This is a genomic window from Solwaraspora sp. WMMA2080 (assembly GCF_027497395.1).
Taxonomy (GTDB): Bacteria; Actinomycetota; Actinomycetes; order Mycobacteriales; family Micromonosporaceae; genus Micromonospora_E.
Genome location: NZ_CP114910.1, coordinates 1,666,809 through 1,689,001, shown reverse-complemented (window position 1 = coordinate 1,689,001; position 22,193 = coordinate 1,666,809). Strand labels below are relative to the sequence as shown.

23 protein-coding genes are annotated in these 22,193 nt (G+C 71.3%); 11 read left to right on the top strand and 12 right to left on the bottom strand.

Annotation, left to right across the window (positions count from 1 at the left end):
- Positions 1-4: 4 nt before the first annotated feature.
- The gene (urtE, locus tag O7543_RS07585; RefSeq protein WP_281555550.1) at positions 5-697 is read left to right on the top strand and encodes an urea ABC transporter ATP-binding subunit UrtE; all 693 of its coding nucleotides are present in this window, start codon (positions 5-7) and stop codon (positions 695-697) included.
- 31 nt (positions 698-728) lie between these two features.
- Here urtE and O7543_RS07580 read toward each other — a convergent pair whose 3' ends face one another.
- Positions 729-1,262 carry a PaaI family thioesterase gene (locus O7543_RS07580; protein ID WP_281554496.1) on the bottom strand — a complete coding sequence of 178 codons (534 nt, stop codon included), beginning with the start codon at positions 1,260-1,262 and terminating at the stop codon, positions 729-731.
- A 56-nt stretch (positions 1,263-1,318) separates the two neighbouring features.
- Here O7543_RS07580 and O7543_RS07575 point away from each other — a divergent pair, with 56 nt between their 5' ends.
- Together O7543_RS07575 and O7543_RS07570 are read left to right on the top strand one after the other, a co-directional pair.
- Complete coding sequence (locus tag O7543_RS07575; RefSeq protein ID WP_281554497.1) at positions 1,319-1,801, top strand: helix-turn-helix domain-containing protein; 483 nt, start codon at positions 1,319-1,321, stop codon at positions 1,799-1,801.
- A 17-nt stretch (positions 1,802-1,818) separates the two neighbouring features.
- Entirely contained in the window at positions 1,819-2,211 is a 393-nt protein-coding gene (locus O7543_RS07570; protein ID WP_281554498.1) for a VOC family protein, read from the top strand.
- A gap of 43 nt (positions 2,212-2,254) precedes the next feature.
- Here O7543_RS07570 and O7543_RS07565 read toward each other — a convergent pair whose 3' ends face one another.
- The 5 genes from O7543_RS07565 to O7543_RS07545 all read right to left on the bottom strand — a co-directional run bounded on the left by O7543_RS07565 (position 2,255) and on the right by O7543_RS07545 (position 7,469).
- Positions 2,255-3,115 carry an ABC transporter ATP-binding protein gene (locus O7543_RS07565; protein ID WP_281554499.1) on the bottom strand — a complete coding sequence of 287 codons (861 nt, stop codon included), beginning with the start codon at positions 3,113-3,115 and terminating at the stop codon, positions 2,255-2,257.
- Positions 3,112-4,023: an ABC transporter permease gene (locus O7543_RS07560; RefSeq protein WP_281554500.1), complete on the bottom strand. Its 912-nt coding sequence runs from the start codon at positions 4,021-4,023 to the stop codon at positions 3,112-3,114. The genes O7543_RS07565 and O7543_RS07560 overlap by 4 nt, the downstream gene beginning before the upstream one ends.
- A complete protein-coding gene (locus O7543_RS07555; RefSeq protein ID WP_281554501.1) occupies positions 4,020-5,057 on the bottom strand; it encodes an ABC transporter substrate-binding protein in 1,038 nt (345 codons plus the stop codon). Before O7543_RS07555 ends, O7543_RS07560 begins: the two co-directional genes overlap by 4 nt.
- Before the next feature lie 52 nt (positions 5,058-5,109).
- Complete coding sequence (locus tag O7543_RS07550; protein ID WP_281554502.1) at positions 5,110-6,291, bottom strand: agmatinase family protein; 1,182 nt, start codon at positions 6,289-6,291, stop codon at positions 5,110-5,112.
- 230 nt (positions 6,292-6,521) lie between these two features.
- Entirely contained in the window at positions 6,522-7,469 is a 948-nt protein-coding gene (locus tag O7543_RS07545) for a helix-turn-helix transcriptional regulator (RefSeq protein WP_281554503.1), read from the bottom strand.
- Positions 7,470-7,537: 68 nt separating this feature from the next.
- Between O7543_RS07545 and O7543_RS07540 the strand changes: the two genes are divergently transcribed.
- The 4 genes from O7543_RS07540 (at position 7,538) to O7543_RS07525 (ending at position 10,999) form a co-directional block, all read left to right on the top strand.
- Positions 7,538-7,741, top strand: coding sequence for a hypothetical protein (locus O7543_RS07540; RefSeq protein ID WP_348650086.1), 204 nt, complete (start codon positions 7,538-7,540; stop codon positions 7,739-7,741).
- 83 nt (positions 7,742-7,824) lie between these two features.
- Positions 7,825-8,625, top strand: a complete 801-nt coding sequence (locus O7543_RS07535) for a class I SAM-dependent methyltransferase (protein WP_281554504.1) — start codon at positions 7,825-7,827, stop codon at positions 8,623-8,625.
- 38 nt (positions 8,626-8,663) lie between these two features.
- A complete protein-coding gene (locus O7543_RS07530; RefSeq protein ID WP_281554505.1) occupies positions 8,664-9,770 on the top strand; it encodes an enolase C-terminal domain-like protein in 1,107 nt (368 codons plus the stop codon).
- Positions 9,770-10,999 carry an MFS transporter gene (locus O7543_RS07525; protein ID WP_281554506.1) on the top strand — a complete coding sequence of 410 codons (1,230 nt, stop codon included), beginning with the start codon at positions 9,770-9,772 and terminating at the stop codon, positions 10,997-10,999. Before O7543_RS07530 ends, O7543_RS07525 begins: the two co-directional genes overlap by 1 nt.
- 6 nt (positions 11,000-11,005) lie before the next feature.
- On the opposite strand, the gene O7543_RS07520 is transcribed toward O7543_RS07525, so the two are convergent.
- The gene (locus O7543_RS07520; protein ID WP_281554507.1) at positions 11,006-12,127 is read right to left on the bottom strand and encodes a pyridoxal-phosphate dependent enzyme; all 1,122 of its coding nucleotides are present in this window, start codon (positions 12,125-12,127) and stop codon (positions 11,006-11,008) included.
- Between the two features lie 297 nt (positions 12,128-12,424).
- On the opposite strand from O7543_RS07520, the gene O7543_RS07515 reads away from it, so the two are divergent.
- Genes O7543_RS07515 through O7543_RS07505 form a run of 3 tightly spaced genes read left to right on the top strand, consistent with a single transcriptional unit; the run spans position 12,425 to position 15,202 of the window.
- On the top strand, positions 12,425-13,204 hold the full coding sequence (locus tag O7543_RS07515) for a class I SAM-dependent methyltransferase (RefSeq protein WP_281554508.1): 780 nt from the start codon (positions 12,425-12,427) through the stop codon (positions 13,202-13,204).
- Complete coding sequence (locus O7543_RS07510) at positions 13,201-14,424, top strand: ATP-grasp domain-containing protein (RefSeq protein WP_281554509.1); 1,224 nt, start codon at positions 13,201-13,203, stop codon at positions 14,422-14,424. The genes O7543_RS07515 and O7543_RS07510 overlap by 4 nt, the downstream gene beginning before the upstream one ends.
- 19 nt (positions 14,425-14,443) lie before the next feature.
- Complete coding sequence (locus tag O7543_RS07505; RefSeq protein ID WP_281554510.1) at positions 14,444-15,202, top strand: class I SAM-dependent methyltransferase; 759 nt, start codon at positions 14,444-14,446, stop codon at positions 15,200-15,202.
- On the opposite strand, the gene O7543_RS07500 is transcribed toward O7543_RS07505, so the two are convergent.
- From O7543_RS07500 to O7543_RS07480, 5 genes are all read right to left on the bottom strand, one after another.
- The gene (locus tag O7543_RS07500) at positions 15,172-15,990 is read right to left on the bottom strand and encodes an ATP-binding cassette domain-containing protein (RefSeq protein ID WP_281554511.1); all 819 of its coding nucleotides are present in this window, start codon (positions 15,988-15,990) and stop codon (positions 15,172-15,174) included. The two genes, O7543_RS07505 and O7543_RS07500, sit on opposite strands and share 31 nt — an antisense overlap.
- Positions 15,991-15,993: 3 nt before the next feature.
- The gene (locus tag O7543_RS07495) at positions 15,994-17,952 is read right to left on the bottom strand and encodes a dipeptide/oligopeptide/nickel ABC transporter permease/ATP-binding protein (RefSeq protein ID WP_281554512.1); all 1,959 of its coding nucleotides are present in this window, start codon (positions 17,950-17,952) and stop codon (positions 15,994-15,996) included.
- A gap of 23 nt (positions 17,953-17,975) precedes the next feature.
- On the bottom strand, positions 17,976-18,941 hold the full coding sequence (locus tag O7543_RS07490; RefSeq protein ID WP_281554513.1) for an ABC transporter permease: 966 nt from the start codon (positions 18,939-18,941) through the stop codon (positions 17,976-17,978).
- The gene (locus O7543_RS07485) at positions 18,938-20,494 is read right to left on the bottom strand and encodes an ABC transporter substrate-binding protein (RefSeq protein WP_281554514.1); all 1,557 of its coding nucleotides are present in this window, start codon (positions 20,492-20,494) and stop codon (positions 18,938-18,940) included. Before O7543_RS07485 ends, O7543_RS07490 begins: the two co-directional genes overlap by 4 nt.
- A 170-nt stretch (positions 20,495-20,664) precedes the next feature.
- Entirely contained in the window at positions 20,665-21,219 is a 555-nt protein-coding gene (locus O7543_RS07480) for a TetR family transcriptional regulator (RefSeq protein ID WP_281554515.1), read from the bottom strand.
- A 93-nt stretch (positions 21,220-21,312) separates the two neighbouring features.
- On the opposite strand from O7543_RS07480, the gene O7543_RS07475 reads away from it, so the two are divergent.
- The gene (locus O7543_RS07475) at positions 21,313-22,191 is read left to right on the top strand and encodes an oxidoreductase (protein ID WP_281554516.1); all 879 of its coding nucleotides are present in this window, start codon (positions 21,313-21,315) and stop codon (positions 22,189-22,191) included.
- The last annotated feature ends 2 nt before the right edge of the window (positions 22,192-22,193 follow it).

The window sequence follows — 22,193 nt, the reverse complement described above, 5'->3', positions numbered from 1 at the left end:
TGCCATGTTGACCGTCGAGTCGCTCGACGTCGCGTACGGCCGGGCCCAGGTGCTGTTCGGGGTCGACCTGCAGGCCCCGGCCGGGTCGCTGGTCTGCGTGATGGGCCGCAACGGGGTCGGCAAGACCACCCTGCTGAAGGCGATCACCGGGGTGCTGCCGGTGCGGTCCGGCCGGGTGACCTTCGACGGCCGCGACATCACCAGGCTGCGTACCCACGAACGGGTGCGGCTCGGGCTCGGCTACGTCCCGCAGGGCCACGAGACGTTCCCACAGCTGACCGTCGCCGAGAACCTGCAGGTGGCGGTCGAGGCGGCCCGGACCGACAAGGTCGCGGTCGACGAGGCGCTGGACCTGTTCCCGGCGCTGCGCGGGCTGCTGCGCCGCCGGGCCGGGTTCCTCTCCGGTGGCCAGCAGCAGCAGTTGGCGATCGCCCGTGCCCTGGTCACCCGGCCGAAGATGCTGCTGCTCGACGAACCGACCGAAGGCATCCAGCCGTCGATCATCATCGAGATCGAGGAGGCGATCGAACGGCTGCACACCGAGGCCGGGCTGGCGATCCTACTGGTCGAGCAGTACCTCGAACTGGCGCTGCGGCTGGCCGACCGGTTCGTCATCCTCGACGCCGGCGAGGTGGTCCGGGCCGGCGACAAGGCGGACCTGCGCGACGAGTCGGTCCGCCAACTGCTGTCGGTGTGACCCGGCCGGCACCGGTCGGCCGGACCTGTCGTCAGCTGGTCGGTGGCAGCTCGAACAGCAGGCAGGACGAGGTGGCGTGGGCGGTCAGCCGGCCGGCGGCGTCGGTCAGCTTCGCCTCGGCGTACGCGGTGCGCCGACCGCGCTGCACCACGGTGCCCTCGCAGCGCAGCGTGCCCGAGGCGAGCGTCACCGGGCGCAGGAACTTCACGTTCAGGTCGATCGAGGTGTAGCTCGTCCCGGCCGGCAGCACCGAGTGCACCGCGCAGCCGGCCGCGGTGTCCAGCAACGTCGAGATGATGCCACCGTGCACCGTGCCCAGGGCGTTGTAGTGGAACTCCTGCGGGGTCAGCACGGTGACCACCCGGCCGTGCTCGGGCTCCAAGCCTTCGAGGCCCAGCATCACCATCACCGGCGGGGCGGGAATCTCACCGGAGGCCATCGCCTGCAGTTGGCCCAGCCCGTCGAGGCCGTTCAACGCCGCCAACCGCACCGTGGCGGGGTCGGTCCACGAGAAGGTGCGGCTGCGCTGCGCCGCGTCCGGCGCCGGCTGCTGAGTCTGTGTCATGGACGCAGCCTGGCAGTCGGTTGCTAGGTCTGTCAACAAGACCTAGCCTGGTCGGGGTGAGACCTACCGCGCTCGACTGGTCCATCGACAACTGCACCATCGCCCGCACCATGGAGATCATCGGCGAGCGGTGGACCGTCGTCGTGCTCCGCGAGGTCTTCAACGGCGTACGCCGGTTCGACCAGATGCGCGAGCGCACCGGCGTGCCCCGCCAGGTGCTGACCAACCGGCTCACCATGCTGGTCGACCAGGGCCTGCTGCGCCGGCACCCGTACCAGGAACCGGGGGAGCGGCAACGCTACGAGTACCGGCTCACCGGTAAGGGCCTCGACCTGTGGCCGGTGCTGGTCGCCCTGCTGCAGTGGGGCGACCGGTACTGCGTCGACCCGGACGGCTCCCCGCTCGCCGTCGCGCACCGCGACTGCGGGGCCGAGGTCGGCGTCACGATGCGCTGCGCCGCCGGCCACGACGTCGCCGACACCCGCGACGTACTTCCCCGCCCCGGCCCCGGTGCCCGCCGCCGCGAACCGACCGGCTGAAGTCCTACGCTGCGGGCGTGCACATTTCGCTCACCGCCATCGTCGTCGACGACTACGACCCGGCCATCGACTTCTTCACCACCGTCCTCGGCTTCGATCTGGTCGAGGACTCCCCGTCGCCGACCAACGACGGTCGCCCCAAGCGGTGGGTGGTGGTGCGGCCGCCCGGTGCCGAGACCGGCATCCTGCTGGCCCGCGCCGACGGCGACGCCCAGCGGGCGGCGGTTGGCAACCAGACGGCCGGTCGGGTCGGCTTCTTCCTCCGGGTGGACGACTTCGAGGCCGCGTACCAGCGGATGGTGGACCACGATGTGCGGTTCGTAACCGCGCCGCGCACCGAACCGTACGGCCGGGTGGTGGTCTTCGTCGACATCGCCGGCAACCGGTGGGACCTGATCGGCCCTGCCTGAGCCCGAGCCGTCGAACCCGGCCGACGTCAGTCGGCGGTCACCGTCAGCCGCCGGACCCGGTGGCGGCGTGCCGCTGGTGGTAGGCGCGGACCCGGTCCTCCACCTCGGCCCGCAGCGTCAGGAACTCCGGCAGCCGTTTCACGGCCAGGTCCCGGGGCACGCCGTCGCGGTCCGGCGGCAGCTGCACCGGCAGGTCGGCGGCGACCCGGCCCGGGTCGCTGGCCAGCACCACCACCCGTTGGCCGAGGAAGACCGCCTCCTCGACGTCGTGGGTCACCATCACCACCGTGGTGCCGGTGTCGGCCCACACCCGGCGGACCAACAACTGCATGTCCTCCTTGGTCTGCACATCGAGGGCACCGAACGGCTCGTCGAGCAGCAGCACTCGCGGTTCGCAGGCCAGCGCCCGGGCGATCGCCACCCGCTGACGCTGCCCGCCGGAGAGCTGCTTCGGCAGCGCGTGCCGCAGCCCGGTCAACCCGGTCTCGGCCAGGTACCAGGCGACCCGCCGGGCCCGTTCGGCCCGACTGACCGGCAGCAGCTCCAGCCCGAACGCGACGTTGCGTTCCACCGTCCGCCACGGATACACGGCACCGCTCTGCAGCACCAGCCCCCGGTCCGGACCCGGCCCGGTGACCGGCGCACCGTCGAGCAGCACGGTGCCCCGGCTCGGCGTGGACAGCCCGGCGATCAGCGACAGCAGGGTGGACTTGCCCGACCCGGATGCGCCGACCAGGCAGACGAACTCGCCTCGGCGTACCGCCAGATCCACGCCGTCGAGCGCGCGCAGCGACCCGCCCCCGGCGGTCCGGAAGTCCTTGCCGACGCCGTCGAGCCGCACCAGCGGTGCGTCGGCGGCCGGCACCGCGCCCGCGTCTGTGCCGGCGGCTTCGGTCGCGGTCATACCGCCCACCTCCCGACCCGGTCGCGGGTGGTCCGCAACGCCAGATCGATCGCCACCCCGATCAGGGCGATCACGATCAGTACGGCGAAGATGTTGTCGAGCTGGTTGAACCGCTGCGACCGGACGATCCGGTAGCCCAGCCCGGACTGGGCGTTGATCAGCTCGGCGACCACTACGAAGTTCCAGGCGGCCGCCGCGTTCACCCGGATAGAGTCGATCATGCCGGGCAGCGAATGCGGCACGATCACCTTGCGCAGCACCTCGAACCGTCGGGCACCGAGGGTGTACGACACGTCGATCAGCCCGGCCGGCACGGTCCGAACAACGTTGGCGGTCATCAGCGTGTTGAAGAAGACCGTCGCGATGAAGATCAACGCCACCTTGGACGGCTCACCCAACCCCAACCAGATGATCAGCAACGGGATGAACGCGCTGGCCGGCAGGTAGCGCAGCAGGCCGATCATCGGTTCCAACGCCGCCCGGCCGGCCTGGAAGCTGCCCATCAGCAGGCCGAGCGGCACCGACACCGCCACCGCCAGGCCGAAACCGCGCAACACCCGGCCGACGGTCGCGGCGGTGTCGGTCCACAGTTGACCTGTCCGGGCCATCTCCACCCCGGCCGCCACCGACTCCAGCGGCGACGGCAGGAAGTCCGGCCGCCCGTCGACCAGCACGCTGCCGATCTGCCAGGCGGCCAGCGGCACCACGATCGAGGCGACCGTCAACGTCCACCGGCCGGCCGCCGGGATCGGCGTACGGATGGCCAGCAGCGCCGGCACCGGGCGGGCCGGACGCCGCCGCGGCAGCGGCCCCCACGACGCCCGGTCCGCGTCCGCATCGCTGGTCGCGGTCCCGTGGGTGTCGTCCGGGCCGCCGTTCGCGGTCGCCTGGGCCGGGGCGACGGTCACGGCGACACCGCCCCCACGAACTGTCCGTCGAGCAGCCCGTCCAGCGGCGGTGCCTCGTCGACCAGACCGGTCTCCACCAGGAACTCGGCGATCGAGCGGGCCTGGAAGTCCAGGTTGGCCGGGGTGTCGCCCGGCTCGAACGCCGCCTGGTTGTCGGCCAGGTCGAAGATCGTCGTCCCGGCGTCGTACGTGCGGTAGTCCTCGACGCTGACCCCGGCCTGCGCCGCCATGATCTCGACCGCCTCGTCCGGGTTGTCGGCGATCCAGTCCAGGGTGTCGAACCAGGTGTCCACCACCGCCTGGACCTGCTCCGGATGGTCGGCCACGAACTCCGAGTCGAACACCAGATGGTCCGGGATCGCCCCGGGGAAGTCCGCCGATGTGACGATCGCGGTGCTGCCCTCGCGGCCCAGCGCGGTCGTGGTGAACGGGGCGAACGCCCCGACCGCGTCGACCTGCCCGGCCAGGAACGCGGCGGCGGCCGCGTCGGTCAGCAACGGACTGATCTCGACGTCGTCGGCGCTCAGCCCGGCCTCGGCCAACGCCAACAACAGCAGGTAGTGGTCGACCGTACCCTCCTCGATCGCGATCCGCTTACCGGCCAGGTCGGCCACCGAGTCGATCCCCGGCGCGGCGATGATCTGGTCGTTGCCGGTCGAGTTGTCGTTGACCAGCACCACGGTCTGCGCCGCGCCGCCGCTGACCGACGACAGCGTGTCGTTGAGGGTCTGGCTGTTGGCGTCCAGGTTGCCGGTGGCCAGCGCGGTCAGGCTGTCGGTGTAACTGTCGAAGTAGGTCAACTCGACGTCGACCCCGTTCTCCTCGAACAGACCCTGTTCCTCGGCGACCTGCCAGGGGAACCAGCCCGGCCAGGCGCTGAACCCCAGCCGTACGGTGGTCGAGCCGTCGCCGTCGTCGGCGGAACCGTCATCACCGCCGCAGCCGGCGGCGCTCACCAGCAGCGTCGTCGCGCAGGCGGCGGCGATCAGCCTCCGGGTGGTGGAACGGCGGGAAAATTTGGGGGTACGTCGCATCTCTATGTCCTCCTGCGGAAGGGAAACTACGGGGGATCGGCGCCGCGTCGGCTCAGCGCTCAGTGGCTCGATGGCGCGGCAGGTGCCCGGCGCGGACCAGACAGCCGAGGGTGTCGCAGATGACCCGGGTGGCGATCAGCGAGGTGATCTCGGCGTTGTCGTACGGCGGCGAGCACTCCACCACCTCGATGCCCGCCAACGGCCGTTCGGCGATCAGCTGGATGAACTTGAGGACTTCGCGGGGCAGGAAGCCGCCCGGTTCGGGCCAGCCGGTGCCGGGCACGAACGCGGCGTCCAGGCAGTCCACGTCGAACGACAGCCAGACCGCCTCGGCGCCGTCCCAGGCGACTTCGAGGGCCTTCTCGGCGGCGGCCTCGATGCCCATCTCGACGCAGTCGGTGACCGTCATGATCGTGGTGCCGCGTTCCCGGCCGACCTTGACCCCGGGGCGGGGCGCCTGCCAGCCGCCGATGCCGATCTGCACCAGGTTCTTCGGCGGCACGTTCGGGATGTCGGTGGCGTGGAACCACGGGGTGGTGTGCATCCGCTCGTCGAGGTCGGTCTCCTGGGTGTCGACGTGCCGGTCGAAGTGGATGATGCCCAGGTTGCCGTCGAGGTGTTCGGCGACCCCGCGCACCGTCGGGTAGCCGATCGAGTGGTCCCCGCCGAGCACCACCGGGAAGGCCCCGGAGGAGTAGACGTGGCTGACCGCCTTGGAGATCTGGTCGAAGGTCTTCTCGATGTTCGCCGGGATGGTGAAGACGTCACCGAGGTCGGCGATCGTGATCGACTCGCGCAGGTCGACGCCGAGTTCGAACGAGTACGGCCCGTACAGCGCGGAGATCTTGCGGATACCCTGCGGCCCGAACCGGGTTCCCGAGCGGTACGTCGTGCCACCGTCGAACGGCGCGCCGAGCACCGCCACGTCGTACTCGCCGCAGCGGCGCACGTCCTCGACGTACGGTGCCTTCAGGAAGGTGTTGATCCCGGCGAAGTGCGGCAGCTCGCCACGGGAGAACGTCGGGATCCGCTTGTCGACGATCGAATCGGCACCGGGCAGGCCGTACTCCAGGCCCCGGGCGATCTCCTCTTCCCACTTGGTGGTGGGCAGTTCGGCCTCGCGGGCGACCGCGTACGCTGCCTCCGGGCCGTAGTTGCCGTGCAGCTCGGGTTGGTCGCTGGGCTGCTGGTCGCGGTGCTGGTGATTGTGGTGATGATGGTGGTGCAAGCCCACGGGGCACCTCCGAATGAGGGCCTGGCTGAGGCACAGCCAGACATCCGGCTGCCTCCCGGGCTTTTGTCCCGCCGTGGAACGCCGCCCGCCACGCTGGCGGCCCGACGCCTGCACCTCTCGGACCTGTCCCGTCCCCGGCTGCCCGTGCCTGGCTGCCCGGCGGCGGCGGAACCCTAGGTGCGCCTCACCGTTGGTGAGTCACCCCGGAGTAGACGCCGCTGTGGTTTCGGTCACTTTGCCGACCCGTTGCCGTCGGGTATCGGCTGCGCCCGGGCGGCCAGGTCGGACCAGACCCGCTCGTACGCAACGACGTGCGCCGGCTGGTCGAGGTGCATCGTCCCGGTCAGGGTGTCGAGCCGGACCAGCCCCGACCCGGCCGGCCGCCGTCCGGGGACCGTCGTGGCGGCGGCGAAGCGCAGCAGGGTGAACGGGTTGGTCATGCCGGCGTGCGCGCCGCCGGACAGCGGCAGGACCCGTACCGAGATCCCCGGCCTGATCGCGAGCGCCCGCAGGTGGTCGAGTTGCGCCCGCGCCGTCGCGTCGTTGCCGACGGTACGCCGCAGCGCCCCCTCGCCGACGATCGCCTGCACCGCCGGCGGATGCGGGTGGGTCAGCAGGTGCCGCTGCCGCGCCGCCAGCTGGTCGAGGCGGGCGGCGATGTCGTCGTCGCTGCGCAGACCGGCCGGGCAGCGCAGCAGCGCCTCGGCGTACCCCGGGGTCTGCAGCAGGTCCGGCAGCGTCGCCTGGCCGTAGCAGCGGATGAGCGTCGCGGACTGTTCGAACACCGGGTACGGGTCGGCGTCGATCGGCAGTCCGGCCAGCCCGTCGTGCCACCAGCGCCCGCCGCTGGGGCGGTCGATCTCCGCCGCGAGGGCGAGCAGCCGTTCCCGGGTCTCGTCGTCGGCCCGGTACAGCCGGCACATCGCTGACATGTCCGCTTCGGTCCAGCGCACCCGCGGGTCGCCGGCCTCGATTCGCCAGAGCGTGCTGTTGCCGCGTCGCAGCTTGTCGGCGGCGACGTCCTGGGACAGCCCGGCCTCGTACCGCAACGCCGCCAGGCACCGTCCCACCTGCCGCCGCAGCAGGGCCGTCCCGCCGGCCTGCGCGTTGATGCCCGCCGTCCGGGCGGCTCTCCCGTTGTACGCCCCGGCCCGTCGGCCGTCACCCCTGCCAGTCATACCCAACAGGGTGAAACAATTACGGGCAACCGTCAAGTGCGGTTGCCTGCAGCCTAACTTGCGAGAGTGTGGACATCGACCTGGTCGGCAGCGCTGAGATAGCCGAGATGCTGGGCCAGCCAGGCGGCCCGCTGTCCCGTCAACGCACGTACACCATCACCAGGTCTCGAACCTTCCCGCTGCCGGTTGCGAAGCTCAAACAGGGTGAGGTTTGGCTTCGCGCCGATGTCGAGCGGTGGATTCAGGAGAACCGGCCGCCCCGGGTCAGCTGAGCCGCGTACCGTCGTGATCCCGCGGTGGCCATAATGTGGGAAGCTGCTCCCGAATTGCGAGACAGCCGGTCTATCGTCGGAGCATGTCAGCTGTATACACGCACGGTCATCACGAGTCGGTGCTGCGCTCCCACCGCTGGCGTACCGCCGAGAACTCGGCCGCGTACCTGCTGCCGCACCTGCGGCCCGGCCAGGCGTTGCTCGACATCGGCGCCGGTCCCGGCACCATCACCATGGACCTCGCCGCGCTCGTCGCTCCCGGCCGGGTCACCGCCACCGAGGTCACCGACGAAGCGCTCGCCCTGTCCCGCGCCGAGGCGCAGGCCCGGGGCGTCACGACTGTCGACTTCACCACGGCCGACGTACACGATCTGCCCTTCCCCGACGACGCGTTCGACGTGGTCCACGCCCACCAGGTCCTCCAGCACGTCGGCGACCCGGTCCGCGCGCTCGCCGAGATGCGCCGCGTCTGCCGGCCCGGGGGAGTGGTCGCGGCCCGCGACAGTGACTACGACCGTTTCGCCTGGCACCCCGCCGTACCCGAGCTCGACGAATGGCTCGCGCTCTACCAGGCGACCGCCCGCGCCAACGGCGGCGAACCGGACGCCGGTCGCCGCCTGCTCTCCTGGGCGCGGGCCGCCGGGTTCGGTGACGTCACGCCCGGCGCCTCCGCCTGGTGCTACGCCACCGACGAGGACCGCCGCTGGTGGGGGACCATGTGGTCGGAGCGCATCGTCGCCTCCGAGATGGCCCGGCAGATCCTCGCCGCCGGCACCGCCACCCCCGCCGACCTGCAGCGCCTCTCCGCCGGCTGGCTCCGCTGGGCCGACGCGCCCGACGGCTGGTTCGCCATCCTGCACGGCGAGATCCTCTGCCGTCCCTGACCCGGACGCCAGATCGATCACCGTGGATTATCGGCGTGGTGCGTGACAAGCTGATCCGCATGGAGCTCGACGTCCGTCGGATGACCCTGCGCCTGTTGACGGTGTTCCGGAGTTCACAGCACTCCTACGACTCGACGGACACCTGCCTCGTCGCCGTCGTCCACGACGGCGTCACCGGCCTGGGTGAGGGCACACCGGCCTGGGCGCACGGCGAAACCGTCGAGCAGGTCGTCGCGGCGGTCGCCGAACACGGCAGAGACGTCCTCGGCCCGGACCTGTCCGATCCGGACCGGGTCCTGGACCGGGTGGCCGACTGGGACGGACCGGTCGGCGCGCGGATGGCACTCGACGGCGCGGTGCACGACTGGGTGGGCCGGTCCGCCGGCGTGCCGACATGGCAGTTGTACGGCGTACCGCGCATCCTGCCCGAGCCGACCGGGTACACGATCGGGCTCGGCAGCGTCGCGCAGACCCTGGAACTGGTCGCGAACGCGCCGCCGGTCGGCGCGTTCAAGATCAAGGTGCGCGGCGCCGAGGACCTCGACCGGCTGGCCGCCGTCCGCGCGGTCACCGACCTGCCGGTGCGGATCGACCCCAACGAGGCGTGGGACCTGCGGACCGCGCAGGAACTGACCCCGGCCCTGCGTGCCCTCGACATCCAGCTCGTCGAGCAGCCGTTCCCGAGAGACGCGGTCGAGGCGTACCGCCGCTACCGTGAGCTGCCCGACCGGCTGCCGGTCTTCCTGGACGAAGGCTGCACCGACGTGGACAGTGTCCGGGCGGCCGCCGGCCTGGCCGACGGGGTGGTGGTCAAGTTGGCCAAGTCCGGCGGGGTCCGGGCCACCCGACGGGTGATGGAGGCCGCCCGCCAGGCGGGCCTGTCGGTGATGCTCAGCTGCAACTGCGAGTCGGAGCTAGCGCTGAGCCAGGCCGCCCTACTGGCCCCGCTGGCCGAGCGCATCGACATCGACAGCCAGTTCCTCCTGCGCGACCCCCCGTTCCGGGGGCTGGGCCTCGACCAGGGGCGGATCGTTCTCGGCGACGCCCCAGGGCTGGGCGTGCTGCCGTCCGACCAGCATGCCTTCGGCGGCGTCGACCCGTCGACCGGGGTCGGTGTCCGATCCGACGGCGGGCCGGCCGACTGATGGCCGCACCGGCCACCCCCCGCGCGGCTGCGGGCAACCGCCCCTGGTCGGCGTTGCGCAGGGGTTCCTTCACCCGGGCCCAGTGGGCCGTGCTGATCGGCGGATTCCTGGTCAACGTCGGCTCGTTCTCGATCTATCCGTACCTGGCCGTGCTGCTGCGGGAACGCATGGGCGTGGGCATGGCGCAGGTCGGGGTGGTGCTCGGGGCGGCGACCCTGGTGCAGTTCGCCAGCGCCCCGGCGACCGCTGCGGTGGCCGAGCGGGTCGGTCTCAAGCGGGCCCTGGTGGCGGCCCTCACGCTGTACAGCCTCGGCGGGGCGGCGTTCCTCGCGGGACAGCGGTTCCCGGTGCTGACCGTCGCCGGCCTGTTGCTCATCTCCGGCGGCGGATCACTGTACTCGCCGGCGTACCGCAGCTATCTGGTGCACGAGGTGGGCGACGAGCAGCGGCCCCGGCTGGTGTCGGCAGGCAACGCCGCAGGCAACCTCGGTATAGCGGTGGGGCCGGTGGTGGGGGCGTTGTTCGTGCACCGGCCGACCGTGATGTTCGCGGCCGTGACGACGGTGTACGCCGGTGTGGCGCTCGGTCACGTCTTTCTCCGCCGGGAGCGGCAGGTCGCCGACGCGCCACCGGTGGAGCCGTTCCGGCGGATGCTGCACGGGGTGGCGGTGCTGCCGTTCGTCGTCACCGCCGTGTCGTTCTACGTGCACATGCAGTTCTACCAGTACCTCTCCAGTTACGCCCAGGGCCGGATGGCGACCCTGTTGTTCGGGGCGGCGATGATGGGCTATTCGCTCGGCCTGGTGGTGGTGCAGCCCCTGGTCGCCGAGCGGGTGGGGAGGATGAGCTACCCGGCGGCGATGGCCATCGGATTCGGTGCCCTGGCGACCGGGATGGCCGCGTTCGCGGTTGGCAACGGTCCGGCGGTGGTCTGCGGGGTCGCCGCGATCAGCGCCGGCAGCGCCGTGTTGTTCCTCAAGAACGACCTCGAAGCGTTGGCGGGGTCGAGAAGGTCGGCGACGGTGGCCTTCGGCCAGCAACGGCTCGCGGTGGGGGTCGGTTCGTTCCTCAGTGGCGTCGCCGGGGGCAGCGTGTACGGGGCGTTCGAACAAGTCGGGTTCCTACCCGGCTTCTGGCTGGTCGTCGCCGCCCAGTGTGTCATCCTTCCGGTGCTGGTGCTCACTGTCGGGCGATGGCTGGGACGCCGCGTACCGCAGCAGGGTTCCTAGCTGCGCTCATCCGGCCGTCGCGGGCCGGTCTGTTGCGGGCCGGTCTGTTCCTGGGCCGCCGGTGACGGCGGCGGGGTGCAGGTCCTGGCCGGCTGACGGCGGATGGGCGCGTCGCGCCCACGGCAAGGTCGACCAGGGCGGGGCCAGCTCGTCGAGAGAGGCAATCTCCACCGGCTCCAACGTCTCCATGTCGAGGGCTTCGCGGTGGCGGGCGAAGACCTTGTCGACGTACCGATGGCCGGTGTCGGCTCCGATCAGCAGATGCACCCGTTCCGGGTGACGGCGGGCCTCCCACCGCGCTGCGAGGTACGCCGCACCGGTGGAGAGGCCGGCGAAGACCGCATGAGACCGCATCAGCGCGATGGTGCCGGCCATGGCGTGGCGAAAGCCGATCCAGTGCACCTGGTCGTACAGTTCGTGGTGGACGTTGTCGAAAGGGATGGCGCTGCCGATCCCGGCGATGATCGCGTCCGGATCCGGAAACCGTTCACTGCCGAAGCTGACGCTGCCGAACGGTTGGACACCTACGAGCCGGGTCGACGGGTCGTGGGCGCGGATCGGCAGAATCAGTCCGGCGCTGGACGCACCGGTGCCGACGCTGGCGACGAGGGTCAGCGGGACCTGCGGTACGGCGGCCCGGACGAGTGTCGCCAGTTCGGCATAGCCGAGTCGGTGCACCGGGTCGTGGTACTGGCGCATCCAGTGCATGCCGGGGTTGGCGCGCAGGAGCTCCCGTATCCGCGCCACGCGTCGGTGCTGGTCCAGTCGCAGATCGCTCTCGACGGGCATCTGGTGCACGGTGGCGCCGAGGATCTCCAACTGCGACCGGATGGTCGGGGTCACCGTGGTCGAGGCGACGATGTGGCAGCGCAGTCCGTACCGGTGACAGGCCATGGCCAGCGCGAGGGCGTAAATTCCGCTGGAGCTGTCGACGAGGGTGTCGCCGGGGCGGACGGTCCCCGCCGCCAGCAGGGCCCGTACCGCGCCGAGGGCGGCGTAGACCTTCAGGGTCTCGAACCGGGCCAGGATCATGGTGTCCGACAGGCGGATGAGGCTCGGTGTCTTGATGGCGTCTGTGACGTGCAGGTGTACCGGCGGCGGGGGCGTCGACGGGCCCGTGGACGGCATGGGCTGATCGCTCCTCTGATGTTCATCACATTGTCGTTGGAGAATGTGCCTGCTCGGTGTCGAGGCGTTCCGTTGACATGTTGGTCGCTCCGAGTGGTGGATTGGTTCCTGTTGTCGTGCGAATCAGGACGCTGGTAGTCGAGCGCTGGACAATGTCCGACATCGATATAATGATCCAGGATTCATTTGCTTCACCCTGATGTGGAGGTAATCAGTTTTCTTCGGTCGGCGGGGAACTTCCGCACGTCGTTGAGCGACCTGCAAGGCGTCAGTCGTCGCATGAGTTCGGAGCTGCCGATGGAGTGGTTTGCAGACGACGGGTTCTGGGTGGACTTCGCCGGCGCGTTGTTCGCCCCGCACCGTCAGCAGGAGGCCCGGAACTGGGTGGCGACCTCGCCGCTGCTGGAGGTCGCAGCCGGGACCAGAGTGCTGGACCTCGGCTGCGGTCCAGGTACCTACGCCGTGCCGCTCGCCGCACGCGGTGCCCTGGTCACCGGGGTGGACCTGAGCGCGACCATGCTGGACCGAGCCGACCTCGCCGGCGAGCAGGCCGGAGTGACGCTACGTCTGGTCCGCGCCGACATGCGGGAGTTCGTCGAGCGGGACAGCTACGACCTGATCATCAGCATGTACACCTCGTTCGGGTATTTCACCGACCCGGCCCAGAACCAGCTCGTACTGCGCAACGCCTGGCAGAGCCTGGTGCCAGGCGGGCGACTTTTGCTGGATCTGTTCAGCAAGGAGATCTTCGCCCGGTGGGCGGGCACCCCGAAGGTCGTCGAGGTGAGCGGCGGACATCTGGTCATGCGGGACACCATCCTGGACGACTGGACCCGGTTTCGTAGCGACTGGACCCTGATCCGGGGCGACACCGCCCGGCACGCGTACTTCGAACAGTTCGTCTACAGCGCCGCCGAGATCCGCACCATGCTGGACACCGCCGGATTCACCGGCATCACCTGCTTCGGCGGCTTCGCCGGTGAACCGTACGACAATCACGCGCAGCGGCTGATCGTGCAGGCGAGCCGTCCTGCGCAGGCGAGCCGTCCCCGGCAGGCCGAGGAGGCGGGGGCGTGACCATCGTGTCGCTGGAGGCGTTGACGTTCGGCCTCGCCCGGCTGCGCGACGCCGCCGCCGAGTCCGGGCACCGGCTGTGCCTGCTCACCGGGGACCGGTCGATCTACGCGTACGAACTCGACCGGCTCGGACCCGACGACGTGACGGTGATCGACGTCGACACCACCGACGTGGCCGCCTGCGCCGCCGTGCTCGACCGGCTGCCCGACCTCGCCGGGCTGGTCAACTCCACCGACACGTGGATGCTGCCCGGTGCGACGCTGGCGGCCCGGTACGGCCTGGCCACGCTCGGCCCGCAGGTAGCCCACACTCTGCGGGACAAGGCACAGGTCCGTACCCTGCTGCACCGGGCCGGACTCAGCCGCGCCGACGCGCTCCGCGTGGAGCCCACCGGCGAGGCGGTCGCCGGGGCGGTCGCGGCGATCGGCTACCCGGTGATAGTGAAGGACTCGGCGGGCACATCGTCCCGGTCGGTGTGGCTGATCCGCGACGACGCCGAACGCGACCGGACCGCCCGCGAGGTCGCCGAAGCCACCCTGCTGGGTCGACACCTGGTGGTCGAACCGTACTTCCCGGGCCCGGTGTACAGCGCCGAGACCGTCAGCTGGCGTGGGCACACCAGACTGCTCGGGATCGCTGTGCACATTCACACCCCCGAACCTGTCCGCCGGGAGGAGGCCGTCGCCTTTCCGGTCGCGTTCCCGCCGGCCGAGTCGGACCGGCTGGCGACCTGGATAGGGGAGGTCCTCGCTGCGGTCGGGTTCACCGACGGCGTGGCACACACCGAGTTCGCCCAGACCCCGGCCGGCCCGGAGGTCGTGGAGATCAACGGTCGGATCGCCGGCGCGGTCATCGGGGAGATGATGTGCCGGTCGCTCGGAGTGAACGTGTACGCCGCGGTGACCGACATCGCGCTCGGCCGCCGGCCCCGGCTGCTCGACGCCCCACTGAGCGCCGACCGTGGCTACGGCATGACGTTCCTGCATCCACCGGCGCCGGGCCGACTCGCCGGCTGGCGCGGACCCGAGCGGCTACCGCTGTTCCCCGGCGGCCCGGAGTTCTTTCCGACCGCCCAGGTCGGTGACCGGATCGTCCACCTCGCCGACCAACGCGGCTGCACCGCCCTGGTGATGGCCGAGGGGCACACCGCCGAGATCGGCCTCTACCACTCGCTGGCCGCCGCCGGCACCGTCACCCACGACATGCGACCGCTGCACTGAAGCCTCGGACAGGAGCCTCATGACCACGTACGGACCGGAGACCTACGGTGAGCGCAACGCCGACGTCTACGACGAGTGGCACGCCGACCTCGACCCGACCGATGCCGTCGACTGCCTGGCCGACCTGATCGGGCACGGGCCGGCCGGGCCGGTCCTCGAACTGGCGGTCGGCACCGGCCGGGTCACCGTTCCGTTGGCGGGTCGCGGGATCGATCTGCGGGGCATCGACGCCTCCGAGGCGATGGTGGCCCGGATGCGGGCCAAGCCAGGCGGCGACCGGATTCCCGTCACCATCGGCGACATGGCCGACGTCGATCCCGGCACCGACGACCGGTTCGCCACGGTGTTCGTCGTCTTCACCACCTTCTTCTTCCTGATGACCCAGGAGGACCAGGTACGGTGCTTCGCCAACGTCGCCCGGCGGCTGCTGCCCGGCGGGCTGTTCGTGCTGGAGTGTCTGGTACCCGACCTCGCCCGCTACCAGCGGCAGCAGAGCGTCGACGCCCACCGCGTCGACCACGACCACGTCCGCCTGGTCGCGGTCCGCCACGACCCCGTCGACCAGCGTTTCGACGGACAGCACATCCTGATCAGCAACGACGGCATGCGGCTTGCCCCGGTGTCGATGCGCTACGCCTGGCCGTCCGAACTCGACCTGATGGCCCGCCTCGCCGGCCTGCGCCGTCGACACCGGTGGGGTGGCTGGCGTCGGGAGCCCTACCTCGGCACCGGCACCCACGTCACCGTCTACGACAAGCCGGCCGGGCCGGACGCGTGACGTCGGGACCGGTCGGTGACGCCGAGGTCGATGGCGGGGGTCGCCGCGAGCAACGCCCGGGTGTACGGGTGGCGCGGGTCGCCGGTGACCTGCCCGGTCGGTCCCTGCTCGACGATGCGGCCGTGCCGCATGACCGCGACGCGGTTGGCAAGTTGCCGGACGACGGCGAGGTCGTGGGAGATGAACAGGCAGGCCAGGCCGAGCCGGTCGCGCAGATCGCACAGCAGGTTGAGGATCTTCGCCTGCACCGATACGTCGAGCGCGGTGACGGGTTCGTCGCACACCAGCAGGCGTGGTCCCAGCGCCAGCGCGCGGGCGATCGCCACCCGTTGCTGCTGACCGCCGGACAGCTGCCGGGGCCGGCGTCCGCCGACCGCAGGACCGAGCCCGACGAGGTCGAGCAGCTCGTCCACCCGTGCGGCGCGGGACCGGCCGTTGCCGACCCGGTGGATGTGCAGTGGCTCGGCGAGGGCCTGGCGCACCGTCTGAGCGGGGCTGAGGGTCAGGTACGGGTCCTGGAACACCATCTGGACCTGTCGCCGGTGTGCCCGCAGCGCGCGACCGCGCAGGGCATGGACGTCGGCGCCGTCGAACCGCACCGATCCGACCCGGGGCCGGTGCAGTCCGGTGACCACGCGGGCGAGGGTCGTCTTGCCGCAGCCCGATTCGCCGACGAGCCCGACGATCTCGCTGGCGGCGACCCGGAGCGTGACGTCCTCGACCACACTCTGCCGGCCCCGGCCGTGCCGCCGGGGGTGGTCGGCGGTGAGCTGTTCGATCTCCAGCATCGGTCAGCCTCCGTCCAGGTCGCCGAGTGCCAGAAGGGGCGGCGACGCTCCGGCCGCACGGGTACGGGGGCACGCCGAGCGGTGCGCCTGGACCGGTCCCACCGGCAGCAGTACCGGCTGGTCATGGCCGCATCCGGCTACGGCGATCGGACACCGGGGAGCGAACGCGCAACCTGACGTGTCGTCCGGCCCGGCACCGGAGCGTCCCGGCATGGTGCGGAACCGGGTGCCCGGTGCCGCACCGGGACGCGGCACGGCGTCGAGCAGACCCCGGGTGTACGGATGGTCGGGGTGACGCACCACGGTGTCGAGCGGCCCGTACTCCACGATCCGGCCGGCGTACATCACGGCCACGGCGTCGGCCAGCCGGGTGACCACCGCCAGGTCGTGACTGACGACGACCATGGCCATGCGCAACTCGTCGCGGAGCTGCCCGAGCAGGTCGAGCAGCCGTGCCTGGACGGTGACGTCGAGCGCGGAGGTCGGTTCGTCGGCGACGAGCAGCTCCGGCTCACCCGCGATCGCGACGGCGATCTGGACCCGTTGCCGCATCCCGCCGGAGAGCTGGTGGGGATACTGGCCGGCGACCGTCGCCGGGTCGGGCAGACCGGCGAGGCGCAGCAGCTCCTCGCTGATCCGGCGGACCGCAGCCCGCCGACCTCGGCTGCCCGCGTTGCGGACCGCCTCGTCGACGTGCGCACCGATGCTGCGCAGTGGATCGAACACGGCGAGACTGTCCTGGAAGACCACCCCGACTTGGCGGCCGTTGACGTGGCGGCGATGGCGAAATGTGAGTCCGATGAGTTCACGTGCCGTGGATCCGGTCCGCAGCCGCGCGGAACCGGCGACGAGCGCGCCCGGGTCCAGCAGGCCGAACGGCGCCAACGCCGAGGTGGTCTTGCCGCTGCCGGACTCGCCGACGATCGCCAGCGTCTCGCCGCGGCGTACCGCGTAGGAGACGTCGGCGACGGCGCGTCGGATGCCGCCGTCGCGTGGATAGGCGACGGACAGGTCGCGCACCCGCAGCAGTACGTCGTCGTCGGCAGCGGCCCTCGACGTGACGGTGGCCGTGGTCTCCGTGCTGCCGGTTGCGGGCACCCCGGGCCCCGGCCGCCTGGGTCGCGGCACCCGCAGCCGGGCCGGAAGTATCCAACGCAGCACCGACGGGCGCTCGTCGCCGACCGCCAGCCGTTCGCCGAGCAGGTTGCTCGCGAACACGACGGCGGTGATCGCGATTCCGGGCGGGTAGGCCAGCCACCAGGCCGAGGCCAGGTAGGGCCGGCCTTCGATGAGCATCTGGCCCCACTCCGCCTGCGGTGGTGGGATGCCGAGGCCGAGAAAGCTCAGCGTGGCGACGCCGAGGACGATGGAGCCGACGTCGGTGCTGGCATAGACCAGGCACGGGGCGAGGGCGCTCGGAAGCAGATGACGGCCGATGACGCGCACCGGGCCGGCGCCGAGCAGCCGCAGCGCGTCCAGGTGCGGACTGGCCCGCAGACCCGCGACGCGGGCGCGGGCGATCCGCGCGTACGGGGCCCACGTCCACAGCGACATCGCGACGACGAGATTCTCCACACCGGGGCCACGTACGCCGATGACCGCCAGCGCCACCAGCATTCCCGGTAGCGAGACCGCCATGTCGATGACCCGGGCGACGATTCGGTCGACCCAGCCACCCAGGTATCCGGCGACAGCGCCGGCGAGCACCCCGATGGTCACCGAGACCAGCAGGACCGCCGCCGTGACGACGAGTGAGATTCGCGCACCGTGCAGGAGCCGGCTGAGCTGGTCACGGCCCAGCTGGTCGGTGCCGAGCAGATGGGCCGCCGACGGCGGCAGCAGACTGGCCGACAGATCGTTGGCCGCCGGGTCGGCCGGCGCCAGCACCGGTGCGAGCAGCCCCACGATCGCGAACCCGGCCAACGGCAGGCCGACCAGCGCCGTCCGTACCGGGGCGGGCATCGTCCACTTTCCATGTCCGGCCGTCATCCGACCCCCGACCGGGCCCGGGGATCGACGAGGACCTGCACGACGTCGGCGAGCCGGTTGGCCAGGATGAAACCTCCGCCGAGCACGAGCGCGCTGGCCTGCAGGGCCGGCACGTCACGGGCGGCGGCGGCGTGGACGAAGTACGCCCCGAGACCGGGCCAGCCGAAGATTTGCTCCACCACGACCGTGCCAACCAGCAGACCGCCGATGATCACCCCGGTTACGGACAGGATCGGCCCGGCCGCGTTCGGCAGACCGTCGCGGAGCACGATCGACATCGGCCCGCTGCCCCGGGCCAGCGCCGCCAGGACGTACGGCCGGTCGATCGCTTCCCGTAACGTGACCGCCACCACCCGGCTGAGCACTCCGGCCGCCGGCAGCCCGAGCACCGCCATCGGCATCACCCAGGTGGCGGGACCGGCCATGCCTGACGTCGGCACCAGTTGCCACCGTAGAGCCAGCAGCAGAACCAGGAGGTAGCTCAGCCAGAACGCCGGCACCGACGTCGCCAGCAGCGCCCCGATCCGCAGTACCCCACGCAGCGGCCCCCGCCCGGCCACCGCCCCGGCGACGCCGACGGTCATCCCCACCACCACGGCCACCACGACCGATCCCGCCACCAGCCCCGCCGTCACGGCCAGCCGGTCGGCGACCTCGGGGCCGATCGGCAGGTTCGTCCGCAGCGACAGTCCGAAGTCGCCGGTGGCGGCGTCGGCCAGCCACCGCACGTACCGCACCGGGGCGGGAGCGTCCAGCCCAAGTTCGGAGCGGACGGCCTCGACCTGCTCCGGAGTCGCCGGCCGGCCGGCCCGGGTGGCCGCCAGCACCGCGGCGGGATCGCCGCGGGCCAGCAGCACCAGCGCGAACGTTCCGGCCGACAGCGCGAGCAGCACGCCGACGGTGTCGACGGTCCACCGTACGAGGTGGCCGCCGACGGTCCGTGGCCGCAGGGACACGCTCACCCGACGGTGACCCCGGTCAGTTCGAGATCTACGTCGGTGGGCGGCACCGCGAAGCCGTTCACCCCGTCGCGCACCGCCCACAGTCGGGGCCGGTACACCAACGGGACGAACCCGGTATCAGCGGCCACCGCCTCGTAGAGGTCCTGGTAGGCCTCGGAACGTTCAGCGGGGTCGGTGGCGAACAACGCCTTGTCGACCAGGTCCTCGGTGGTCGGCGTCACCCACAGCGGCGCTCGGGCCCCGTCGGTGAACAGGGACACGATCGAGCTGGACGGGTCGTACGGGGCGCCGAGGGTTTCGAAGAAGGTCAGGTCGTACCTGCCCTCGGCCCGCTCGTCGTAGTAGGCGGCGGCGTCGACCGGGACCAGTTCCACGCCGATCCCCACCTCCTGCAGAGCGGAGGCGATCGCGGCGGCCATGGTGCGCGGATCGAGCTGCCCCTCGGCCGGTGCGGCCGGGATGAGCAGCCGCAACGACAGCGGCTCGCCGTCGCGGGTCCGGATCTCCCCTTCGCGGAGGTAGCCTGCGGTGTCTAGCACCCGCCCTGCGGCGGCCCGGTCGAAGCCGACCGGCAGATCGGTACCGGAGTCCGGCACGCTCGGCGGGAACACCCGACGGGCCGGTTCCGCTTGGCCCAGGAACAACGCCGTCGCTAGCGCCTCGGTGTCGATCGCCCGGCCGACGGCCTCTCGGACCGCCCGGTCGCCGGCGGGGCCGTCGGGGTTGAACCCGAGCAGGATCGAGACGTCCGCCGCGCCGGTGATCAGCCGTACGCCGGCGCGATCGCGCAAGGACTGCGCCTCCACCGGCGTGATCGGGGCCAGGTAGGCGCCGCCGATCAGATCGATCTCGCCGTTGGTGAGTGCGTCGACGCGGGCCTGCGAATCCGGGATTACCTTGAACTCGAGCCGTTCCAGACTGGGCTTCGGCCCCCAGTAGTCGTCGTTGCGCTCCAGCACGGTGCCGGTGGCGCCGTTGGACACCAGCTTCCACGCCCCGGTGCCCACCGGGTCCTGGAAGGTGCCGTCGGCGCCGGCGGACTCCGGGCTGAGCAGCCGGACAGGACGGACGATCGACAACTCCTGCAGCAGCGGTTCGTACGGTTCGGACAGGGTGAGCACGACTGTGTCCGGATCCGGGGCGTCCACAGCGGAGACGACCTGCGAGGCCCGGAAGAACGAGAAGCGTTCGTTGCCCACCCACCGGTCGAAGTTCCACTTGACGGCCATGGCGTCGACCGGCGTCCCGTCGGTGAAGTGCACGTCGTCGCGTAGGTCGAAACTCACTTGCCGTCCGTCCGGTGCCACCGTCCAGGACTCGGCCAGGCCCGGCTCCAGTTGCCCGTCCTCGCCGTAGCTGACCAGTGGCTCGTAGATGGCGTCGAGGAGCAGGAAGTTGCCGGTGAACGCGTGCGGGTCCAGTGCGCCCGACTCGGTGCCCAACCCGATCCGCAATGTCGTCGAGGTGGCGCCACCACCGGAGTCAGCGCTGCAGGCTGTGGTGAGTCCGATCGACGCGGCGAGGACGGCGGCAAGCATGCGGGGTCGCGGCACGGAGCGCTCCAGATAGACGTCAGTCAATAATGTGTCCCGGGGTCCGATAGGAGTAGTCGGTGCAACGGCGTCGCTGGTTCCCGGCACAACCGTTTCGATGTCGCGGACCGGCGGCGCGCCGGACCCGGGTCGCCGGGTTCTACGGTCGCGGGCGGAGTGACGAGCTGGCTCTACGGGCGCGGGCCGGGGGTGACGAGCCGGCGTACGGCGGTGGTCACGCTGGCCCGGCGCGCGGCCACCGACGTCGGCGCCGGATCGTCGTAGGCCCGGGCGACGGCGAGAACGACGGCGAGCAGTTCGGCGGGCGGGAGCGTGTCGTCGACCAGGCCGGCGGCCTGGGCCTCGGCCAGGGCGGCCAGTTTCCGTCGGGTCGTGTGGTGGTTCTGCTCCATCCGGGCGAGCTCGCCGGGCCGTTCGAGGGTGTGCCACTGCAGCAGTCGGAGCAGGTCCGGGTGCGTGACGCCGAAGTCGAACATCGCGGTGGCGTAGCCGGGTATGTCGTCTGCGTCGAAGGGCACCGCTTCCATGAAGCGCTCCAGGTGGGTGGCGAGGGTGGTGTCGAAGAGCCGTTCCTTGCTGCCGAAGTACGCGTAGATCAGCTGCTTGTTGGCGCCGGCGCGCTCGGCTACCCGGTCGACCCGGGCGCCGGCCAGGCCGTGGGCGGCGAACTCGACGGTGGCGGCGTCAAGGATCCGGTGCTTGGTGGCGGTGGAGTCGCGGACCATGCCGCCAGCCTACCCAAAACCAACTGGTTGGTTGACAACTGCGCGGGTAGCGCCGATGATGTAACTATCTAGTTGGTTACCAAGGGAGAGATCATGAGCGACAAGGTCGCCGTCGTCACCGGCGCCTCCTCCGGCATCGGCGAGGCCACCGCCCGCAAGCTGCGCGCCATGGGCTACCACGTCTACGCCGTCGCCCGCCGGCTCGACCGGATCACCCCGTTGGCCGACGTCGGCATCCGGCCCGTGCGGGCCGACATCACCGACGACGCCGCGCTGGTCGACCTCGTCAAACAGGTACTGGCCGAATCCGGGCGGGTCGACGTGCTGGTCAACAACGCCGGGTACGGTTCGTTCGGCGCGGTCGAGGACGTGCCCTTGGACGAGGCCCGCCGCCAGTTCGACGTCAACGTGTTCGGCCTGGCCCGGCTGACGCAACTCGTGCTGCCGCAGATGCGCCGGCAGGGCAGTGGACGCATCGTCAACATCTCGTCAATCGGTGGGAAGATCCACGAGCCGCTCGGCGGCTGGTACCACGCCACCAAGTTCGCCGTCGAAGGACTCAGCGACTCGATGCGGATGGAGCTCGCCCCACTCGGCATCGACGTGGTCGTCATCCAGCCCGGTGCGATCGCCACCGAGTGGCCCGCCATCGCCGGCCAGCATCTCCTCGACACCTCGGGTCGCGGCCCGTACGCCGACCAGGCGGCACTTGGCGCGGCCATCCTCGCGGTCGAGGACGGCCCGGCGTCGCCGCCCTCGGTGGTCGCCGACGCCGTCGCCAGAGCGGTGCGCGCCCGCCGGCCACGGACCCGCTACCCCGTCGGCCGGGCCGCCAGGGTGATCCTGGCGGCCCGGCGGATTCTGCCCGACCGTGTCTTCGACCGCTTCGTCCGTACCATGCTGCGCACCCTCGCCCGTGTCGTCGCCAGGCGCGACCCCGGCCAGGGTCGGCTCATCGGAAATCGCGCATGAAA